We start from the raw sequence: 17,835 nt of genomic DNA on the forward strand, positions 1-17,835 counted from the left end.
GACGTCCGGGGCGGATCTCCGGGGGCCGTCGCCTACGCGGTGAGCGCCTCGCCGTCCTCCGCGAGGGCGCTGGCCTCGGCGAGGTCGTCGAGGGAGAGACCGAGCGCGTGGGCGAGGGCGGCGACGGTGAAGAAGGCCGGAGTGGGGGCGCGGCCGGTCTCGATCTTGCGGAGGGTCTCGGAGGAGATGCCGGCCGCGGCCGCCACCTCGACCATGCTCCGTGTGCCACGCGCCTCGCGCAGCAGGGCGCCGAAGCGCTCGCCGCGTTCGCGCTCCCAGGGGGTCAGCGGGGTCCTCACCATGTGCCGATACTAATACCGCCGTAACCGTGATAGATATACCGGTATAAGAATTGGCTGTACGGATCGAGGGGATCAGCGGCATGGTCGAGCTCAAGTCGGAGGCGGCACTCGCGGGGATGCGGGAGACCGGGCGAGTGGTCGCGGACGCACTGGCGGCGGTCGAGAAGTCGGCGGGCGTCGGGGTGAGCCTGCTGGAGCTGGACGAGGTGGCCCGCGAGGTGCTCCGCGCCGCCGGGGCGACGTCACCGTTCCTCGGCTACCGGCCGTCGTTCGCACCGGTGCCGTTCCCGGCGGTGATCTGCGCCTCCGTCAACGACGCCGTGGTGCACGGCATCCCGGACGGCTACCGGCTGCGGGACGGCGACCTGGTGAGCATCGACTGCGGGGCCGTGCTGGACGGCTGGGCGGGCGACGCCGCCGTCAGCTTCACGGTAGGGATGCCGCGGCCGGAGGACGAGCAGCTGATCGACACCACCCGCCGCGCGCTGGAGGCGGGTATCGCCGCGGCGGTGGTCGGAAACCGGACCGGCGACATCGCACACGCGATCGCCGGCGTGGCGCGCGGGGCCGGCTACGGGCTGCCGGAGGGGTTCGGCGGGCACGGCATCGGCCGGCGGATGCACGAGGAGCCGCACGTGCCCAACGAGGGCCGCCCGGGGCGCGGATACCCGCTGCGGCCGGGGCTGGTGCTGGCCATCGAGCCGATGCTCACCGCCGGCGGCCGGGACGACTACGCGACCGACCCGGACGGCTGGACGCTGCGCACCACCGACGCCAGCCGTGCCGCCCACATCGAGCACACGGTGGCGATCACCGAGGACGGCCCTCGCATCCTGACCCTGCGGTAGCCCTTTCGGCGGCCCGCTGCCGGCCCCGGTGCTCGCCTGGCAGTCCGTGACGGACGCCACGCTTTGCCGGCCCGGCGTCCGGAGTAGCGTGCGGGCCATGACGGATCAGGACTTCACGGTGCGGGTCACCGTCCGTGGCTACGAGACCGACGCACAGGGCCACCTCAACCAGGCGGTGTACCTCCAGTACGCCGAGCACGCCCGGTGGGAGTACCTCCAGGCGGCGGGCGTGCGGCAGGCCGAGCTCCTGGCCAAGGGGATCGGCCCGGTGGTGCTGGAGACCACCGTCAAGTACCGGCGGGAGCTGCGCGCGGGTGACGAGGTGGACGTGAGCTGCCGCTTCGTCTGGGGCGCCGGGAAGACCTTCGAACTGGTGCAGGCCATCACCCGGGCCGACGGCGTCCTCGCCGCCGGGGTGACCTGTGTGGGCGGCTTCCTCGACCTGGCGGAGCGGCGGCTGCTCTCGGACCCGCGCGAGCCGATGCTCGCCCTGGCGTCGGACCCGGGGCTGCTCGGGCTCTGAGCCTCCGCACGGCCGGGGGGCTTCGCCGCCCGCCCTTCGCGGTCCTCGCCACCCTGGGTGCTCCCCGCCACCCTGGGTGCTCCCCGCCCGCCGACTCCGCCCGCCCCTCGTCGTCCCGCCCGCCCGGCCGCGTCGCCGCGGTGCTGCCGCCGCCGGGCGCGGCACCACCCGACCGGCCCCCGGGCGGGCGGCCCGGCGGGCGGTCGGCGCCCGGTCGGCCAACGCTTGACGTGAGCAGGCGTTCGGCGGGCCGGTGCGCGGGGACTGGAGGCGGGCGAGGTGATCGGTGGGGTCCACCTGGAGGCGCAGTGGCGCCGGGAGGCGCTGCGGACCAACCTGTGGGTGGTGCCGATGCTGGAGGTGCTGCTCGCCGGCCTGCTCTTCCTGCTCACGTGGTCCCTGGACCGGGCGGCCTACCGGGGTGGGCTGACCCTGCCGACCTGGGTCATCAGCGGCACCGCCGACGCGGCCCGGCAGATCCTCGCCGCCATCGCGGCGGCGCTGATCACCGTCGTCGGCGTGGTGTTCTCGATCATGATCGTGACCCTGACGCTGGCCTCCACCCAGTTCGGGCCGCGGATGCTGCGGACCTTCATCCGGGACCGCACCACCCAGCTGACCCTGGGCACCTTCGTCGGGACGTTCGTCTTCGCGGTGCTGGCGCTGGTGGTGATCGGACCGTCCTCGCGCGGTGAGTTCGTCCCGCACCTGTCCATCACGGTGTGCATGGCCCTGGTACTGGCCGACCTCGGGGTGCTGATCTACTTCATCCACCACATCGCCACGTCGATCCAGCTGCCCCGGGTCATCGCCAACATCGCGGCCGAGCTGTCGGCGGCGATCGAGGCGGGGGCGGGTGAGCCCGCACCGGGCGGCGACGTCGAGCGTGGGCCGCCGCCGGCCGAACTGCACGCCCGGCTGAACGCGGCGGGGGCGGCCGTGCCGGCGCCGGCCAGCGGCTACCTGCAGTTCGTCCGGCACCGCACGTTGGTCCGGATGGCGACCGAGCTCGACGCCGTCATCCGGCTGGACCACCGGCCCGGGCACTTCCTGGTGCAGGGGCACCAGCTCGCGACGGTCTGGCCCGCTGAGGCGGCGGCCGAGGTGACGCGGAGCTTCGCCCGCGCCCACATCACCGGCCCGACCAGGACGCTCGCCCAGGACATCGCCTTCGCGGTGGACCAGCTGGTGGAGATCGCCATCCGGGCGCTGTCCACCGCGGTGAACGACACCTTCACCACCCTGACCTGCATCGACTGGCTCGGCGAGGGGCTGTGCCGGATCGCGGCCCGCTGGCACCCGGACCCGGTCCACCGCGACGCGGCCGGGTACATCCGGGTGATCTCCGCGCCGGTGAGCTACGAGCGGCTGGTCGAGCGCGCGTTCGAGAAGATCCGTCAGACCGCCCACGGGATGCCGGCGGTACTGATCCGCCAGCTCGACGCGCTGGCGGAGATCATGGTGGAGACCACGACCGAGGCGCAGCGCCAGGTGCTGCTCCGCCAGGCCGCGATGATCGACCGGTTGAGCGCGGAGTCGGTGACCGAGCCGGCCGACCGCGAGGACGTGCGCCGCCGCTACCTGGCCGTCCTCGCCGTGTACGCGAGCCGTACCGGGCAGCCCTGACGCCCGTCGCCCGGCACCGCCGTCGGGCGGTACCGGGCACCGGGGCGCCGGTGACGCGGCCGCGCTAGGAGAGCAGGCCGTCGTAGTCGGGGAGCTTGAAGGTCCGATCGGCGTGGCCGCCCACCAGGTCGGTGGTGTTGTTGCCGACGTTGGCGATGATCGTGTAGCCCTGCTGCTCGACCGCGGTGCGCTGGCCGGTCTTGAAGTCCTGGACCGGCTGGAAGAGGTCGTCGAGGTCGCGACCGTACAGGCCGTCCACCGGGTAGCCGGCGCGCTGGAGGGCGCAGCGGGTCAGCGAGTCGATGAAGTCCGGGCGTGCGGTGATGAAGATCACCGCGACGCCGCGGGAGTGCGCGTAGGCCGCAAGGTCCAGCGAGGGGCCGACCGCGGGCTGGCTGAACGGGTGGAAGTGCGACTGGAGCGTCGTGTTGTCGATGTCGAACACGATCGCGGGCCGGACGGCCGCGTCGGCGCCGGAGGTGCGCTGCTCGATGTAGCCGCGGGCCGGGGCGAGGGCCGTGCGGACGTCGGCCAGCCACTGGCTCTCGGTCACCCCCGCCGCGGAGAGCGCGGCCGGCGCCGCGGCCTGGGGCGCGGTCTGCGCGACGGCGGGTGCCGGGTGTACGGGGGCGGCCGCCGCCGGGCCGGCGAGGCCCGCGAGGACTATGCCGGCCAGAACGACGGGGGCGGCTGCTTTGCCGACCAGTCTCATACCTGCCACCGGGGAGCCTTTCTGTCATGGTCTCGGGAGCCCGCGGCGCGACGAACGCGACGCGGTCATGGCAAATCTCGCACACCATCAGGTCCCGCAACAGGACTCGCGCTTACCGGCAGGTAACAATCTTCTGTGCATCCCGCGTGTGAACGCTTCGGGTGCCGCGCAGAGCGGGCCGGTCACCCGAGCAGCCGCAGCCGGGTCCCCGCGACCCCCAGCCGGATGCTCTGCCCCCAGGTGAGTTCCAGCGCGTCCGTCTCGATGCCGTCGCCGAAGGCGACCAGGCGGTCCGACTCGACCGTCAGCACCAGCCGCCGGCCGGCGTCCAGCACCCCGTGCACCCGGCTGGTGCCGGTCGCGGGGGAGGGCCAGGCCTCGCGGACGAACCAGGCGAGCGCGGGAGCGGCCGCCTCGGGAAGGGCGAGCGGTCCGCCGCGCTCCAGCCAGGCCGACCGGCACCAGCCGGTGGCGCCCGTCCCGGTGCCGACCAGCACCCCGGAGGAGGCCTGGGGCTCCGGTGACTCCTCGTCCGTGGCCAGCCGGTACCGCGCCGTCTGGTGCCCGGGCTGTCCGACGTACACCTCGTTGAGCGCCAGCAGTCGCTGGGTGTCGTCGGCGACCGCCTCGACCATGGTGCGCTCCTCCAGGTGCCGCGCGCCGCTGCGGGCGACGGCGGCCGGGAGGAGGGCGGGCAGGGCGTCGGCGCGGTGGCGGACCAGGACGCCGGGGTTGCGGGCCGGGTCCGCGTCGACGCCGATGACCGGCTGGCCGTCGAGGTACTTGGCGACGTTGGCGACCAGCCCGTCCTGGCCGACCACGACCACCACGTCCTCCGGCTCGAACAGGAAGCGCGGCAGGTCGGCCCGTTCGACCCGGGTGCGCCGCCAGTCCAGGGGGACGGCGGCCGCGGCCCGGGCGAGCGCCTCGGCCTGCCGGTGGTGACGTTGCCCGACCTCCGCGACGGACCGGCCGCGCGAGGAGAGGAAGAACGCGGCCTGCCCGGGCGTGCCGTGGTGGGCGAGCAGCTCCTCGTACTCCGTGCGGCGGTGCACCAGGACCGCCCGGGGGGCGAGCGTCACCGCTCACCCGCCGGGCCGGCGAGCTTGGCGAGCAGCCCGGTGAGCAGGTCCGGGGTGACGGTGACGCTGTCGATCTGCGGCAGGTGCTCGGCCAGCCGCATCAGGGCGAGCGCCCGCAGCACAGCCGGGTCGGCCTGCTGGTGGGCGGTGAGCCAGGCGGCCTCGGCAGCGGCCTTCGCGGCGCCGAGCGCGCGGGTGGCGTCGGCCTCCGCGCCGGAGAGGGCGCGGGCGGCTTCGGCCTCGGCGGTGGCGAGCCGGGTGCGGCGTTCGGCCTCGGCTTCGGCGCGGACCCGGTCGGCGACCGCCTCGTCCTCGGCCTGGAGCCGCGCGTTGGCGCCCCGCTGGGTGATCAGCTGCTTCTCCCGCCGGGCCAGTTCGATCCGGTTGGCGAGCTCGTTCTCGGCGATGCCGCGCTCGTGCTCGACGGCGACGGCGCGCCGCTCGAAGGTGGCCCGGTCGGCCTCCTGCTGGACCAGCTCGCGGGCGGGGGTGCGCAGGGCGCGCTCCACCTCCGGTTCGGGGCGCAGCGCGACGACACGGACGGCGATCACGGCGAGCCCGGTCTCGGTGATCCGCGGTTCGGCGCCGAGCCCGGCGGCCATCCGGTCGCGGACGGTGCTGACGCCGTCGACCAGCGCGGCGGCGAGCGGGGTGCGGGCGAGAAGGCCGAGCGCGTGCTGCTGGGCGGTCTCGGTGAGCAGGGTGGCGATCTGGTCGAGCGGGGCGGCGCGCCAGGCGCCGGTGTCGGGGTCGATGCCGAAGTCGACGCGGGCGGCCGCGGTGGCGGGTTCGGTGATCCGGTAGGTCAGCGTGGCCTGCACGGTGACGTCCTGGAAGTCCGAGGTGCGGGCGTGGAAGAGCATCGCCAGCTCGCGGTCGTCCACCGGCACTTCGGAGAGGGCGGCGGTGAGCGGGCGGAACCAGAAGGCGAGGCCGGCGCCGTCGTGGGCGACCTTGCCCTGGTCGAGGTGGCGGATGTGGGCGGTGGGCACGGCGCGCAGGTGGCGCAGTCCGAAACGCTTGGTGATGTCGGCCATGAGCGGGACCCCTTTTCGTCACTGCGACGATATTGGGCGCGCGGCAATCTCGTCAAGATGACGAAAAGGGGTCCCGGTCGATCCTCCCGCGTCGTGGGAGGATCGGCGGGTGCTGAGGATGCGAACGAAGACACGGCGGCAGCGGCATCGGGGGGCGGCGCGCGCCTCGGCCGCTCTCGCGGCGGCCCTCGCGGTGGCCGCCCTCACCGCGGCCCCGCCCGCCCGCGCGGCCGGTGGCGCCGGGCAGGCGTTCACCATCGGCGACCCGCGCATCACCGAGTCCAGCGGCCTGGCCGCCAGCCTCGCCCACCCCGGCGTCTACTGGACGCACAACGACAGCGACGACGGCCCGTACGTCTACGCCGTCGACTCGCAGGGCCGCACCGTAGCCACCGTCACCCTGCGCGGCATCGAGCCGCGCGACGTCGAGGCGATCTCGCTCGGCCCCGACGGGCGGGTCTACGTCGGCGACATCGGCGACAACCTCGGCGGCAAGTGGTCCGAGGTCTGGATCTACTCCTTCGCCGAGCCCGCCGAACTGCGCGACCAGTCGGTGGACGTCGTCCGCTACCGGGTCCGCTACGAGGACGGGCCGCGCGACGCCGAGGCGCTGATGGTCCACCCGGTCACCGGCCGCGCGTACATCGCCAGCAAGAAGGAGAGCGGGGGCGGCCTCTACCAGGGGCCGGAGAAGCTCTCCACCGCCGGCATCAACACCTTCCGCCGGATCGGCGACGTCCCATGGGTCACCGACGGCGCCTTCTCGCCCGACGGCACCCGGCTCGTGCTGCGCGGTTACCTCGCCGCCGAGATGTACCGCTGGAAGGACGGCGCGCCCGCCGAACTCGGCGCGCTCTCCCCGCCGTTGCAGCGCCAGGGCGAGTCGGTCACGTTCACGGCGGACGGTCGGGCGGTGCTCTACGGCACCGAGGGCAAGGACAGCCCGGTCTGGCGGGAGCCGCTGGACGACGACCTGCTCCCGGACACCGTCAAGCCGTTGGCGTCCCCCTCGCCGTCGGGCGGCGCCGCGGCGGCCCCCGGCCAGGCCGCCGGCTCCTCGCCCTCGGGGGCCTCCTCGGCCGCTTCTTCCTCGTCCGACTCCTCCGCGGGCCCGTCGGACCGCGCCCTGGGCGTGGTGTTCCTGCTCGCCGTGGTGGGCGCGGTGCTCGGGCTGCGGAAGAAGCGCCGGTCGGACTGACGGACGTTCACCGCGCCCGCCCGGAGCCGTCGAACGGGTGTAGGCGAACGACCCGCGCCGCTGCGCCGAGTTGGGGCGGACGTGTGTCCGACAGGCCCGGATGCGGCGAATCTGTCGCAGATTTGTGACATCCCTTGGCCAACACCCGCCCCACAGGCGGTTTTCGTGGACGTAGTGTTCCGGCTATGTCACGGAAGAGCCGCCGCACCGTCTCCCCGGAACAGGGTGACACCTGGATCCCGCGTCCCCCGCGCCGCGAGACGCCGCTCGGCCTGGTGGGCCACGCGGTGAAGTTCCTCGGCTACAGCACGCTGGCCGGCGTCCTGCTGGCAGGGGTGGCCCTGCCGGCGGCGGGTGCGCTCGGGCTGTCCGCCAAGAGCACGGCGGACAGCTTCGACAGCATCCCGGACGACTTCAAGACCCCGCCGCTGAGCCAGGCTTCGCAGATCTACGACGCCACGGGCGTGCTGATAGCCAAGGTCTACGAGCGTGACCGCACGGTCATACCCGCCGACCAGATGTCACCGCTGATACGCCAGGCGCAGGTGGACATCGAGGACGCCCGCTTCTACGAGCACGGCGCGGTCGACCTGAAGGGCGTGCTCCGGGCCGCCACCAAGAACGCCGAGAGCGGCACCGCCGTCCAGGGCGCCTCCACGCTGACCCAGCAGTACGTGAAGAACGTCAACGTCGAGAAGGCCGGCGACGACCAGGCCGCCGTCCTGGAGGCCCAGCGCAAGACCCTGGGCCGCAAGATCCAGGAACTCAAGTACGCCATCAAGCTCGAGGAGGAACTGACGAAGGACCAGATCCTCTCCAACTACCTGAACATCACCTTCTACGGCCACCAGGCGTACGGCATCCAGGCCGCCTCCCAGCGCTACTTCAGCAAGGACGCCAAGGACCTGACCCTCCCCGAGGCGGCCACGCTCGCCGGGCTGGTGCAGAACCCGTCGCAGTACGACCCCAAGACGCACCCGGTCGCCGCCCAGAAGCGCCGCGACACCGTCATCGACAAGATGGTGGAGAACAAGCACATCACCGCGGACCAGGCCAGGGAGGCCAAGGCCGCCCCGCTCGGCCTGCGCTACAAGGAGCCGCAGAACGGCTGCATCACCGCCAACGCCGGGATGGGCTTCTTCTGCGACTACGTGCGCCACGTGGTCAAGCAGGACCCGGTGTTCGGCAAGACCGCCGCCGACCGGAAGAAGCTCTGGGACCAGGGCGGTCTCAACATCTACACCACCCTGGACCCGCAGAAGCAGGCCGCCGCGCAGAACGCGGTGACCAAGAAGGTGTTCGTCTCCGACCCGGTCTCCGCGGCGATGACCATGGTCGAGCCGGGCAGCGGCAAGATCCTGGCGATGGCCCAGACCCGCCCGTACGGCCTGGACCCGAACAAGAACCAGACCGTCGTCAACTACAACGTCGACGCGGCGATGGGCGGCGGCAACGGCTTCCAGCCCGGCTCCAACTTCAAGCCGATCGTGGCCGCCGCCGCACTGGAGGCCGGGCTGTCGCCCACCCAGCAGTACCCGTCGCCGAACCGGATGGACTGGCCGACGATGTCCACCTGCTCGGGTAACTGGAAGAACCTGCAGAAGGGCAAGAAGGAGGGCTCCGTCCCCAACGAGTCGGCCAGTGAGGTCGGCCCGTACCAGCTGAAGCAGGCGATGGCCCTCTCGGTCAACACCTACTTCGTCCAGATGGAGCAGGAGATCGGCCTCTGCTCGGTCAAGCAGATGGCCAACAAGCTGGGCGTCGCGGGCAAGGCCAGCGGCGACCCCCTCCAGGAGCTGCCCGCGCTGGGCCTCGGCACCCAGGAGGTCAGCCCGCTGGTCATGGCGAACGTCTACGCCACCTTCGCCGCCCGGGGCACCTACTGCACGCCGGTCGCGATCAACAAGATCACCACCGTGGACGGCCGGGACGTGCCCGTCACCCCGGTCAAGTGCGGCCAGGCGGTCTCCGAGTCCACCGCCGACGTCATCAACACCGTGCTGCTCGGGGTGACCGAGAAGGGCACCGCCCGTGACCTGGGACTGGACGACGGCCGGCAGATCGCCGGCAAGACCGGCACCGCCGACGAGAAGAAGGCGGCCTGGTTCAGCGGCTACACCCCGCAGCTCGCCGCCTCGGTCTGGCTCGGCGGCCCGGCCAAGGGCGTGCCGATGAAGAACATCCGGATCGGCGGCAAGTACTACGAGGAGATCTTCGGTGCCACCGGCCCCGGCCCGATCTGGGAGATGGCGATGAGCCAGGCGGTCAAGGGCATGCCGGAGGAGGACTTCCAGACCGTCTACATCCCGGACCCTCCGCCGAAGAAGGACCCGAGTGCGAGCCCGAGCGGCTCCGGTACGGGCAGCAGCGGCCCGAGCGGCACCGCCGACCCGGGCAACAGCCGGCCCGAGACCGCGCCGGGACGGCCCGGCGGCCGGACGCCCCCGCCCGGCCGGCCCCGCAGCGCCCCGCCGACCGACCAGGGCGACGACCACTGACCCCTGCACGACGATGACGGTGCCCCGGACCGGCCCACGGTCCGGGGCACCGTCACGTACGGGGCCTCAGTGGTTGCTCAGCTGACGCCCTTGGCGGCCCAGAAGTCCTGCCGGGCCAGGATCGAGGTGTCGGTCTGGTCGGTGAAGAAGCCGTCCACGCCCAGCTCGTAGAGGTACTTGGCCCAGCCGATCGCGTCGCCGTACGCGTTCGGGTCGGTGCCCCGGCGGTAGTCGAGCGGCAGGAAGCCGTTCTCGTTGCGCACCGTGTACGGGTGCAGCAGCAGGTTGGCCGCGTGCGCGTCGCGCACCAGGGTGGTCGGCGGCTGGAGCTTGCCGCTCGCGTCCACCGGCGCGATCAGCTGCGTGGTCGGGCCGATGCCGTGCGCGAAGGAGGCGATCCAGCGCAGCCCCTCCGGCGTCACCAGGTCGGCCACCGTCCGCTTGTCGCCGGCGAGCACGAAGTCGTACGGCTGGGTGGTCGCGGCGCCGAGCAACTGGATCCGCGGGTTGTCGACCAGGTTCGCCAGCCGCTGCAGGCTGCTCGGCTCGAAGGACTGCAGGATCGCCCGCCCGCGCTTGCCCGCCAGGCCGGTGCGGCGCAGCTCGTCCGCGAGCCGCTCCTCCAGGGGCAGGCCTATCGAACGGAAGTAACTCGGGTGCTTGGTCTCGGGGTAGAGCCAGACCTCGCGGCCCAGCTCGCGCCCGCGCTTGCGCGCGAAGTCTGCCAGCTCGCGGAAGGTGAGGATCTGCCAGCGGCCGTCGTACAGGGTGTTGCGCTGGCGCTGCTGCGGCAGGCGCTCCTTGGCACGCAGCGTCTTCAGCTCGGCCAGCGTGAAGTCCTCGGTGAACCAGCCGGTGAGCGGGGTGCCGTCGATGGTCTTGGTGGTCTGCCGGCCCGCGAACTCGGGGTGGTCGGCGACATCGGTGGTCTCGGCGATGTTGTTCTCGTGCCGGATCACCAGATGGCCGTCCTTGGTGGGCACCAGGTCCGGCTCGATGACGTCCGCGCCCAGCTCCAGTGCCAGCTCGTAGGAGCCCAGGGTCTCCTCCGGACGGTAGCCGGGGGCGCCGCGGTGGCCGATGACCAGCGGGTGCGGGAGGCGGTCCAGGCCGGTGCCGGTGCGCACCGGCGGGCGGGTCCCGGCCGGGCGGGCGGCGGCCGCGCGCTCGTCGGAGGAGTCGGGCTGCCCGGGGTCGGGCTGGTCGGCGCCGGGTGCCGCGAACGCGTCCCCGGCGCCGGCGGCCAGCGCGGCCGCGCCCAGGCCGGCGACGCCGGTCGCGCGCAGGAACAGGCGGCGCGAGGAGTCGGCGCCCTGCACGGGCTCTGCCGGGGTGCTGCCGTCGAGCGGACGGTACGTCATGGATGCTCCTTGCCCGCGCTGGTGGCGCGGCGGTGGTGGCGGGGACGGTGGTGGCCGCGGTGGTGCCGGTCGCGGTGGGGTGCTCTTCGAGATCGTGCTCGTCGTGGTCCAGCTCGTCGAGGTGGTGCTCGTCGAGAGGGCGTTCGCCGAGGTGGTGCTCGTCGAGGTGGCGTTCGTCGCCCGCAGACTAGGAGCAGCGGCCCGCGGCCGGGTGGCCTACGGGCGAACTGCGGGAGAAGTTCCGCCGCTCGTCCGTGTGTTGCCGGGGTCGCACGGGTGCGCACCGATCGCCCGTCTGAGTACGGGCACTCATGCGGCCGCCCGGCGCCCGGCGCAGGACGGGCCCATGCCGCACACCGTCGTCCCCGGCGTTCCCGCCGTGCTCTGGCAGGCCGCCGGGTACCTCGCGTTCTCCCTGGCGTTCGCCGTCGCCGCCGCCCGCGAGCTGTGGGCCGGGACCAGCCCCGCCCACGCGTACAGGCAGTGGACGGTGGCGCTCTGGACGATGCCGGGCTTCTTCCTCGCCCTGGCCCTCAACCCGTTCCGGGACGGCACGCCCGCCCGTTTCCTCGCCGCCGCCGCGGGCCGGCGCGGCGGGCAACGCGGCGCTGCTCACCCTCACCGCGCACGCGGCCGGCCTGGGCTGAGCGCCGCGGGCCGGCCCCGCCGTACCTCCGGCCGTCAGAGCTCGGCCAGCAGCTTCCGGCCCTCCGGCCAGTCGCCGAGGGCGGACGCGGAGTTGAGGTGCCCGTGCGCACCGACCTCGACGTAACGCGCGCCCCACGCCTCGGCGAAGCCGCGGCCGCGCTCCGGGGTGACCCACGGGTCGTCGGTGCTGTTGACCACCAGGGCCGGGAACGGGAACGGCTCCCGCGCCACCGGGCGGAAGCCGAACAGCGCGGGCACGTCGGCGTTGTCGATGTCGGCCGGCGCGACCAGCAGCGCACCCCGCACGACACCCGTCCGCTCGGCCGGCGCCGTGGCCACCCAGCGGGCCACCGCGGCGCAGCCGAGGCTGTGGGCGACCAGGACCACCGGGCCGTCGGCCGCCGCCGCCGCGACCGCGGCGTCCACGGTGGCGACCCAGGCGTCCGGCTCCGGGTGGTCCCAGTCCTCCTGCTCGACGCGCCGGAACGCCGGGTCGGCCGCCTCCCAGTGGGTCTGCCAGTGCTCGGGCCCCGAGCTCTCGTAGCCGGGCAGGACGAGGTAGGTGACGCGGTCCGACATCGGTGCGGACTCCCTCCGGGAGGACGGTGGCGTGGGCACCGTGGAGTTTACGGTCCTGGTGGCGAGGGGGCGCAGGTGGAGGACCGTCCGCGCACACGGCCGGGGACGGGCGCGCGCGGGCGCTCACGCGCTGCTGCGCCTCCGGTGCGCCCTGTTGCGGCGGGGGTGCCCGGTGCGGGAGGTTGTTCCCGGCCCGCGCCGGTCGCCACCGGGACGGGCCCGCACCATGTCTGACGGTCGATCATGTGGAGGGATGTCGGCGATGACATCGAAGATCCTGCTCGTCACCGGTGACGCCGCCGAGTCGCTGGAGGTGTTCTACCCCTACCAGCGGCTGCGCGAGGAGGGCTACCAGGTCGACATCGCGGCGCCGGCCAAGAAGCGGCTCCAGTTCGTGGTCCACGACTTCGTGGACGGCTTCGACACCTACACCGAGAAGCCCGGCTACACGTGGCCCGCCGACCTCGCCGTCGCGGACGTCGACCCGGCCGACTACGTCGCGTTGGTGATCCCGGGCGGCCGCGCCCCCGAGTACCTGCGGAACAACCCGGACGTGCAGCGGATCGTCCGGCACTTCTTCGAGACCGACAAGCCGGTCGCGCAGATCTGCCACGGCCCGCTGGTCAGTGCCGCCGCCGGGGTGCTGTCCGGCCGCCGCAGCGCCGCCTACCCGGCACTGGAGCCGGACGTCGCCGCCGCCGGCGCGGAGTACGTGGACGGCGAGGCGGTCGTCGACGGCGTGGTCGTCTCGGCCCGTGCCTGGCCCGACCACCCGGCGTGGATCCGGGCGTTCGTCGAGGTGCTGCGGGTGAAGGCCCCGCTCTCCTGACCCGGCGGGCGTCCCGGGTGCGGCTGCGCCCGCCCGGGACGCCCGGGGCCGCAGGGCCTTTCCGGCGCAGGCGCACCCCTGGGTGCTCTCGGGGGTCGCCTTCGACCTGAGATGGAGCGACACGCCGGAGGCGGATGAGACCTGGGGCGGAGAGGTTCCGGCCCTGGGGCTGACGACTGCTTCGTATCCGACTGTCAGAGTGTCAGCTGTCAGAACCCGGACGGCTGTTGGGGGAGGCCGTCCGTTCGATCCGCGGGAGGGCAGCGGCATGGCGGAAGCAGCGTACGAGCAGGCGGGGCGCACGGCACGGGGGAGCGAACATCGGAACGTGCGGGCAAGGCGACGGCGCGGGCCGGCCGTGCGTGCGGCCTCCGTCGTGCTCGCGGGCGCGGGCCTGGTGGGCGCACTCGCCCCCATGACCGCCGCCCAGGCCACACAACCGGTGCCCTACCGGTTGACGGTGACGGACGAAACGGGCTCGGGCGGCGATGTCACCGGCGGTCCGGGCGCGGCGCTCGGTGTTGCCGATCCCGCGGCCGATGCCGCCCGCGGGGTCGACCGGGCGGCCCTCGACGCCGCCGTGCGCGGCCTGGTGAGCCCGGGCGGAGCCTCCGCCACGCTCGGGCGGGTCGACGAGCGCGGCCGCACCGTCTGGAAGGGCGCGGCCGGCACCGCCGACCTCGCCACCGGAGCCCCGGCCACGGCCGAGGGCCGGTTCCGGATCGGCAGCGTGACCAAGACCTTCGTCGCGACGGTGGTCCTCCAACTCGTCGCCGAGTACCGGCTCGGCCTGGACGACGCGGTCGAGCGCCACCTGCCCGGCCTGGTGCCGGGCGGCGGGCAGATCACCGTCCGCCAGCTGCTCAACCACACCAGCGGCCTCGCCAACTACACCGACGACCCGAGCTTCTCCTTCGAGGGGGACCCAGCCGCCCTGCAGCAGTGGCTCAGCACCGGCCGCTGGCGCTCCTACACGCCGCAGGAGTTGATCGGCATCGCCGCCAAGTACCCGCCCTACTTCGCCCCAGGGCGGGGGTGGCACTACTCCAACACCAACTACATCGTCGCGGGGCTGCTCATCGAGCGGCTCACCGGCCGCAGCTGGGGCGACGAGGTGGAGCGGCGGATCATCCGGCCGCTCGGGCTGAGCGGCACCTCGATGCCGGTCGACTCACCCTTCGTCCCCGGCCCGCACGCCCACGCCTACTACAAGCTCGCCGCCGGCCCGGCGGACATCACCCTGCTGAACCCGAGCATGGCCGGCTCGGCGGGCGCCGGGATCTCGACCACCGCCGACCTCACCAGGTTCATCTCCGCCCTGCTCGGCGGGCGGCTGCTCGGCCCGGCCGAGCTGGCCGAGATGAAGCGGACCACACCTTTGAGCGGGCCCGCCGAGTACGGCCTGGCGCTCCAGCGGACGGCGACGGCGTGCGGCGAGTTCTGGGGCCACGGCGGCGGCATCCCGGGCTACAACACCCTGATGTACGGCGCGGCCGACGGGCGGCGGCAGTTCGCCGCCTCGGTCAACCCCTACGACATGTCCGACCTGCCCGCCACCAACGCCGCCTTCGAGACCCTCGTCGCCACCGGCACCGGCACCTGCGCCGGCCGCCCGCCGGCCACCGCCCGGCCGCTCGCCCCGCCCGCCACAGCCGGCATACCGGCGGCCGCCGGCCCGGCCGTCCTCCTCCTCGACTGAGCTCGAACGAGGGGGACGGCGGTCGGGGTGGGGCCGCCCTGGTGCGATCATGCCCGGAACATGATGGCCGCACGTCAACAGGAGGACGAGACATGGCAGAGCCGCTGATTGCCGCAGTCGGGGGCCGGGTGCCCGCCGTCGACCCGTCGGCGTTCGTCGCGCCGAACGCGGTGGTGGTGGGCGACGTGACGGTCGCCGCCGGGGCGAGCGTCTGGTACGGCGCGGTGATCCGCGGCGACGCCGAGTCGATCAGGATCGGGGAGGGGAGCAACATCCAGGACAACTGCACCCTCCACGCGGACCAGGGCTTCCCCCTGGTCATCGGCGAGCGGATCTCGGTCGGGCACAACGCCGTCCTGCACGGCTGCACGATCGAGGACGACGTCCTGGTGGGGATGAACTCCACGGTGCTGAACGGCGCCCGGATCGGCTCCGGGTCGCTGGTCGCGGCGGGCGCGGTGGTGCCGCAGGGCATGGAGGTGCCGCCGGGCTCGCTGGTGGCCGGCGTCCCGGCCAAGGTCCGGCGTGAGCTGACGGAGGAGGAGCGGGCCGGGATCAAGTTCAACGGCGAGGGCTACCGCCTGCTGGCCGACGGGCACCGGGAGATCGAGCCGGTCGAGCGCCGGGCCGGGTAGGGCGGGGGAGCCGTGGAGAGCCGGCGCGCCGTCCCGGTCGTCGTCCAGGCCTTTGGGGGGAACTGGAGACGAGGCGGGACGGCGTACCGCCGGGGTCTCAGGCGGGCGTGCTCGCCCCGGTGCGCTCCGTCCGCCCGGCCGGGGCCGGCGCGGCGGCGTCCACCCCGGCCGGGCCGTCCGCCCCGGTCGGCACACCCACCCCGTCGGGCTCGGGCCCGGCAGTCCCAGGGCGCCGGCGGTCGGCGGCCCAGGCGACGACGGCGATGGCTGCCCCCGAGGCGGCCAGCCCCGAGCCGACCAGCGTCGGCGAGGTCCAGCCGAGCCCGGCGTCCAGGGCGAGGCCACCGAAGTAGGCGCCCTGGGCGTTGGCCAGGTTGAACGCGCCCTGCACGGTCGCCGAGGCCAGCGTCGGCGCGCTGCGCGCCTTCTGCAGCACCAGGGTCTGCACGGCCGGGACGATCGCGAAGCCGAACAGCCCGATCAGCACCACCGTGACGGCGGCCGACCACGCCGCGTGGGCGGTCACCGCGAAGAGCGCCAGGGTGGCGGCGGAGAGGAGGAAGGCGGCGCAGACGGTCGGCCGCAGCGCACGGTCGGCCGCGAACCCGCCCAGGACGTTGCCGATCGTCATCCCCACGCCGAACAGGGCCAGCGCCAACGTCACCGAGCCGGTCGCGTACCCGGAGACCTCGGTGAGCAGCGGGGCGATGTAGCTGTAGCAGGCGAAGAACCCGCCACAGCCGAACACCACCGTGGCCAGCGCCAGCCAGAGCTGGCCGCTGCGGAACGCGCCGAGCTCGTGCCGGAGCCCTGACTGCTCGGGGGAGGGCAGCTCCGGCACCAGCCGGGCGATGGCGACCGTGCCGGCCGCAGCGATCGCGACCACCACCAGCATGGTCGCCCGCCAGCCGAGGTGCTGGCCGAGCAGGGTGGCGGCCGGCACCCCGACGATGTTGGCGACGGTCAGGCCGGAGAACATCACGGCGACGGCCCGGGCCCGCCGGTGCGGTGCGACCAGCTCGGCGGCCGCGACCGCCCCGGCGCCGAAGAACGCGCCGTGCGGCAGGCCGGTGATCAGCCGGGCCGCGGCCAGCGACCAGAAGTCGGGTGCGACCGCGCAGAGCAGGTTGCCGGTCGCGAACAGGCCGGCCAGGGTGACCAGCACCGCCTTGCGAGACCGTCCGGCGGCGAGTGCGGTGAGCAGCGGGGCGCCGATCACCACGCCGATGGCGTAGGCGGAGATCAGCCATCCCGCCTGCGGTATGGAGACGTGGAGGTTGTCGGCCACCTGGGGGAGCAGCCCCATGGCGGCGAATTCGGTGGTGCCGATGGCGAACGCGGTGACGGCCAGGGCGACCAGCGCGAGTGGCAAGGCGGGACTCCGGGGTGACGCCCGCACGAGGGCAGGGCGGAGCGGTCGTCGGCACGGTCGTCGGGCCGGCGGGAGAAGGGAGGAGGGGAGGGGGAAGAGCGGGGAAGAGGAGAGGGAGGGTAAGGGCGAAAGAGATTAGTTCGTCCGAAATCCTAATCCGAGCGGGTGACGACCCCGAGTGGTCTCCGCGTCGGAACGGTTAAGGACGGGGGTCGCCAGCCGGGCCCCCGCGCGCGAAACTGGGGGCATGTGCCGCAGTATCAAGACCCTGAGACCACCCGTGACGCCCGACCCCTCCGAGGAGGACTACCGGGCGGCCGCGCTCCAGTACGTGCGGAAGGTGTCCGGGTTCCGGGCCCCGGCGGCGCACAACCGGGAGGCCTTCGACCGCGCCGTGGACGCCGTCACCGAGGCGACCGCCAGGCTGCTGGCGGAGCTGGAGGTGCGCGGCGCGCCCACCCGGACCGTTCAGGCCTCCGCCTGACCGGGCGGTGACAGCAAGCGGCGGGCCGGACCGAGGCCGCCCCCACCAGCATGAACAGGAGGTCGGCGATGAGCCCCGCGGACCGTTACGCGCTCACCTTCCCGGGCACGCCCGGCACCCAGGCCCCGCAGGACGTCGTCGTGGTCATCCGGACCAGCGCGACCGGCCCCGGCGGGCACCCTGTCTACGAGGACGCCAGCGGCATCGTCCGGGCCGAGATCAGCGACTCGGGCGAGGTCCGGATGCTCGCCAGCGGCGGCCACCAGTCCCCGCACTTCCCGGTCCACGCACAGCCGCTCCCGTAACGCCCCCGTCGGCCACCCGCCTCACGCCCTCGCCGGCGCGCCCGCAGACCGGGCCGCGCCGGCGAACCCGCCCCACCGGGCCGCGGCAGCGCACCCG

The 17,835-nt window shown here is 73.8% G+C and carries 18 protein-coding genes; 11 read left to right on the top strand and 7 right to left on the bottom strand.

Annotation, left to right across the window (positions count from 1 at the left end):
- Positions 1–32: 32 nt before the first annotated feature.
- Positions 33–302: a helix-turn-helix transcriptional regulator gene (locus OG286_RS36430; protein WP_331741122.1), complete on the bottom strand. Its 270-nt coding sequence runs from the start codon at positions 300–302 to the stop codon at positions 33–35.
- An 80-nt stretch (positions 303–382) separates the two neighbouring features.
- On the opposite strand from OG286_RS36430, the gene map reads away from it, so the two are divergent.
- The 3 genes from map (at position 383) to OG286_RS36445 (ending at position 3,299) form a co-directional block, all read left to right on the top strand.
- Positions 383–1,150, top strand: a complete 768-nt coding sequence (map, locus tag OG286_RS36435) for a type I methionyl aminopeptidase (protein ID WP_331742596.1) — start codon at positions 383–385, stop codon at positions 1,148–1,150.
- 97 nt (positions 1,151–1,247) lie between these two features.
- Positions 1,248–1,673, top strand: a complete 426-nt coding sequence (locus tag OG286_RS36440; protein ID WP_331741124.1) for a thioesterase family protein — start codon at positions 1,248–1,250, stop codon at positions 1,671–1,673.
- Between the two features lie 279 nt (positions 1,674–1,952).
- Positions 1,953–3,299 (top strand): DUF2254 domain-containing protein, encoded by a 1,347-nt coding sequence (locus tag OG286_RS36445; protein ID WP_331741126.1) that lies wholly within the window; start codon positions 1,953–1,955, stop codon positions 3,297–3,299.
- Between the two features lie 64 nt (positions 3,300–3,363).
- On the opposite strand, the gene OG286_RS36450 is transcribed toward OG286_RS36445, so the two are convergent.
- The 3 genes from OG286_RS36450 to OG286_RS36460 form a co-directional block, all read right to left on the bottom strand.
- Positions 3,364–4,011 (bottom strand): HAD family acid phosphatase, encoded by a 648-nt coding sequence (locus OG286_RS36450; RefSeq protein WP_331742597.1) that lies wholly within the window; start codon positions 4,009–4,011, stop codon positions 3,364–3,366.
- Between the two features lie 182 nt (positions 4,012–4,193).
- Positions 4,194–5,093, bottom strand: coding sequence for a hypothetical protein (locus OG286_RS36455; protein WP_331741128.1), 900 nt, complete (start codon positions 5,091–5,093; stop codon positions 4,194–4,196).
- Complete coding sequence (locus tag OG286_RS36460; protein ID WP_331741129.1) at positions 5,090–6,130, bottom strand: SPFH domain-containing protein; 1,041 nt, start codon at positions 6,128–6,130, stop codon at positions 5,090–5,092. Before OG286_RS36460 ends, OG286_RS36455 begins: the two co-directional genes overlap by 4 nt.
- A 118-nt stretch (positions 6,131–6,248) precedes the next feature.
- On the opposite strand from OG286_RS36460, the gene OG286_RS36465 reads away from it, so the two are divergent.
- On the top strand, positions 6,249–7,328 hold the full coding sequence (locus OG286_RS36465; RefSeq protein ID WP_331741130.1) for a hypothetical protein: 1,080 nt from the start codon (positions 6,249–6,251) through the stop codon (positions 7,326–7,328).
- A gap of 185 nt (positions 7,329–7,513) precedes the next feature.
- A complete protein-coding gene (locus OG286_RS36470) occupies positions 7,514–9,826 on the top strand; it encodes a transglycosylase domain-containing protein (RefSeq protein WP_331741132.1) in 2,313 nt (770 codons plus the stop codon).
- A 77-nt stretch (positions 9,827–9,903) separates the two neighbouring features.
- Here OG286_RS36470 and OG286_RS36475 read toward each other — a convergent pair whose 3' ends face one another.
- Positions 9,904–11,187 (bottom strand): glycerophosphodiester phosphodiesterase, encoded by a 1,284-nt coding sequence (locus OG286_RS36475; RefSeq protein ID WP_331741134.1) that lies wholly within the window; start codon positions 11,185–11,187, stop codon positions 9,904–9,906.
- Here OG286_RS36475 and OG286_RS36480 point away from each other — a divergent pair.
- A complete protein-coding gene (locus OG286_RS36480) occupies positions 11,186–11,959 on the top strand; it encodes a hypothetical protein (protein WP_396323999.1) in 774 nt (257 codons plus the stop codon). The two genes, OG286_RS36475 and OG286_RS36480, sit on opposite strands and share 2 nt — an antisense overlap.
- On the opposite strand, the gene OG286_RS36485 is transcribed toward OG286_RS36480, so the two are convergent.
- Positions 11,869–12,414 (bottom strand): alpha/beta hydrolase, encoded by a 546-nt coding sequence (locus OG286_RS36485; RefSeq protein ID WP_331741137.1) that lies wholly within the window; start codon positions 12,412–12,414, stop codon positions 11,869–11,871. The two genes, OG286_RS36480 and OG286_RS36485, sit on opposite strands and share 91 nt — an antisense overlap.
- Positions 12,415–12,676: 262 nt before the next feature.
- Between OG286_RS36485 and OG286_RS36490 the strand changes: the two genes are divergently transcribed.
- The 3 genes from OG286_RS36490 (at position 12,677) to OG286_RS36500 (ending at position 15,577) form a co-directional block, all read left to right on the top strand.
- Positions 12,677–13,243, top strand: coding sequence for a DJ-1/PfpI family protein (locus tag OG286_RS36490; RefSeq protein WP_331741138.1), 567 nt, complete (start codon positions 12,677–12,679; stop codon positions 13,241–13,243).
- Between the two features lie 358 nt (positions 13,244–13,601).
- Positions 13,602–14,942: a serine hydrolase domain-containing protein gene (locus OG286_RS36495; protein ID WP_396323998.1), complete on the top strand. Its 1,341-nt coding sequence runs from the start codon at positions 13,602–13,604 to the stop codon at positions 14,940–14,942.
- A 92-nt stretch (positions 14,943–15,034) separates the two neighbouring features.
- Positions 15,035–15,577: a gamma carbonic anhydrase family protein gene (locus tag OG286_RS36500; protein WP_331741141.1), complete on the top strand. Its 543-nt coding sequence runs from the start codon at positions 15,035–15,037 to the stop codon at positions 15,575–15,577.
- Positions 15,578–15,674: 97 nt separating this feature from the next.
- On the opposite strand, the gene OG286_RS36505 is transcribed toward OG286_RS36500, so the two are convergent.
- Complete coding sequence (locus tag OG286_RS36505) at positions 15,675–16,949, bottom strand: MFS transporter (RefSeq protein ID WP_331741142.1); 1,275 nt, start codon at positions 16,947–16,949, stop codon at positions 15,675–15,677.
- Between the two features lie 247 nt (positions 16,950–17,196).
- Here OG286_RS36505 and OG286_RS36510 point away from each other — a divergent pair, with 247 nt between their 5' ends.
- Positions 17,197–17,433 (top strand): DUF2277 domain-containing protein, encoded by a 237-nt coding sequence (locus OG286_RS36510; RefSeq protein ID WP_331741143.1) that lies wholly within the window; start codon positions 17,197–17,199, stop codon positions 17,431–17,433.
- Positions 17,434–17,501: 68 nt separating this feature from the next.
- Positions 17,502–17,738 carry a DUF6296 family protein gene (locus OG286_RS36515; RefSeq protein WP_331741144.1) on the top strand — a complete coding sequence of 79 codons (237 nt, stop codon included), beginning with the start codon at positions 17,502–17,504 and terminating at the stop codon, positions 17,736–17,738.
- Positions 17,739–17,835: the final 97 nt, after the last annotated feature.

This window comes from Kitasatospora sp. NBC_00039 (assembly GCF_045160625.1).
In the GTDB taxonomy this organism is placed as follows: Bacteria; Actinomycetota; Actinomycetes; order Streptomycetales; family Streptomycetaceae; genus Kitasatospora.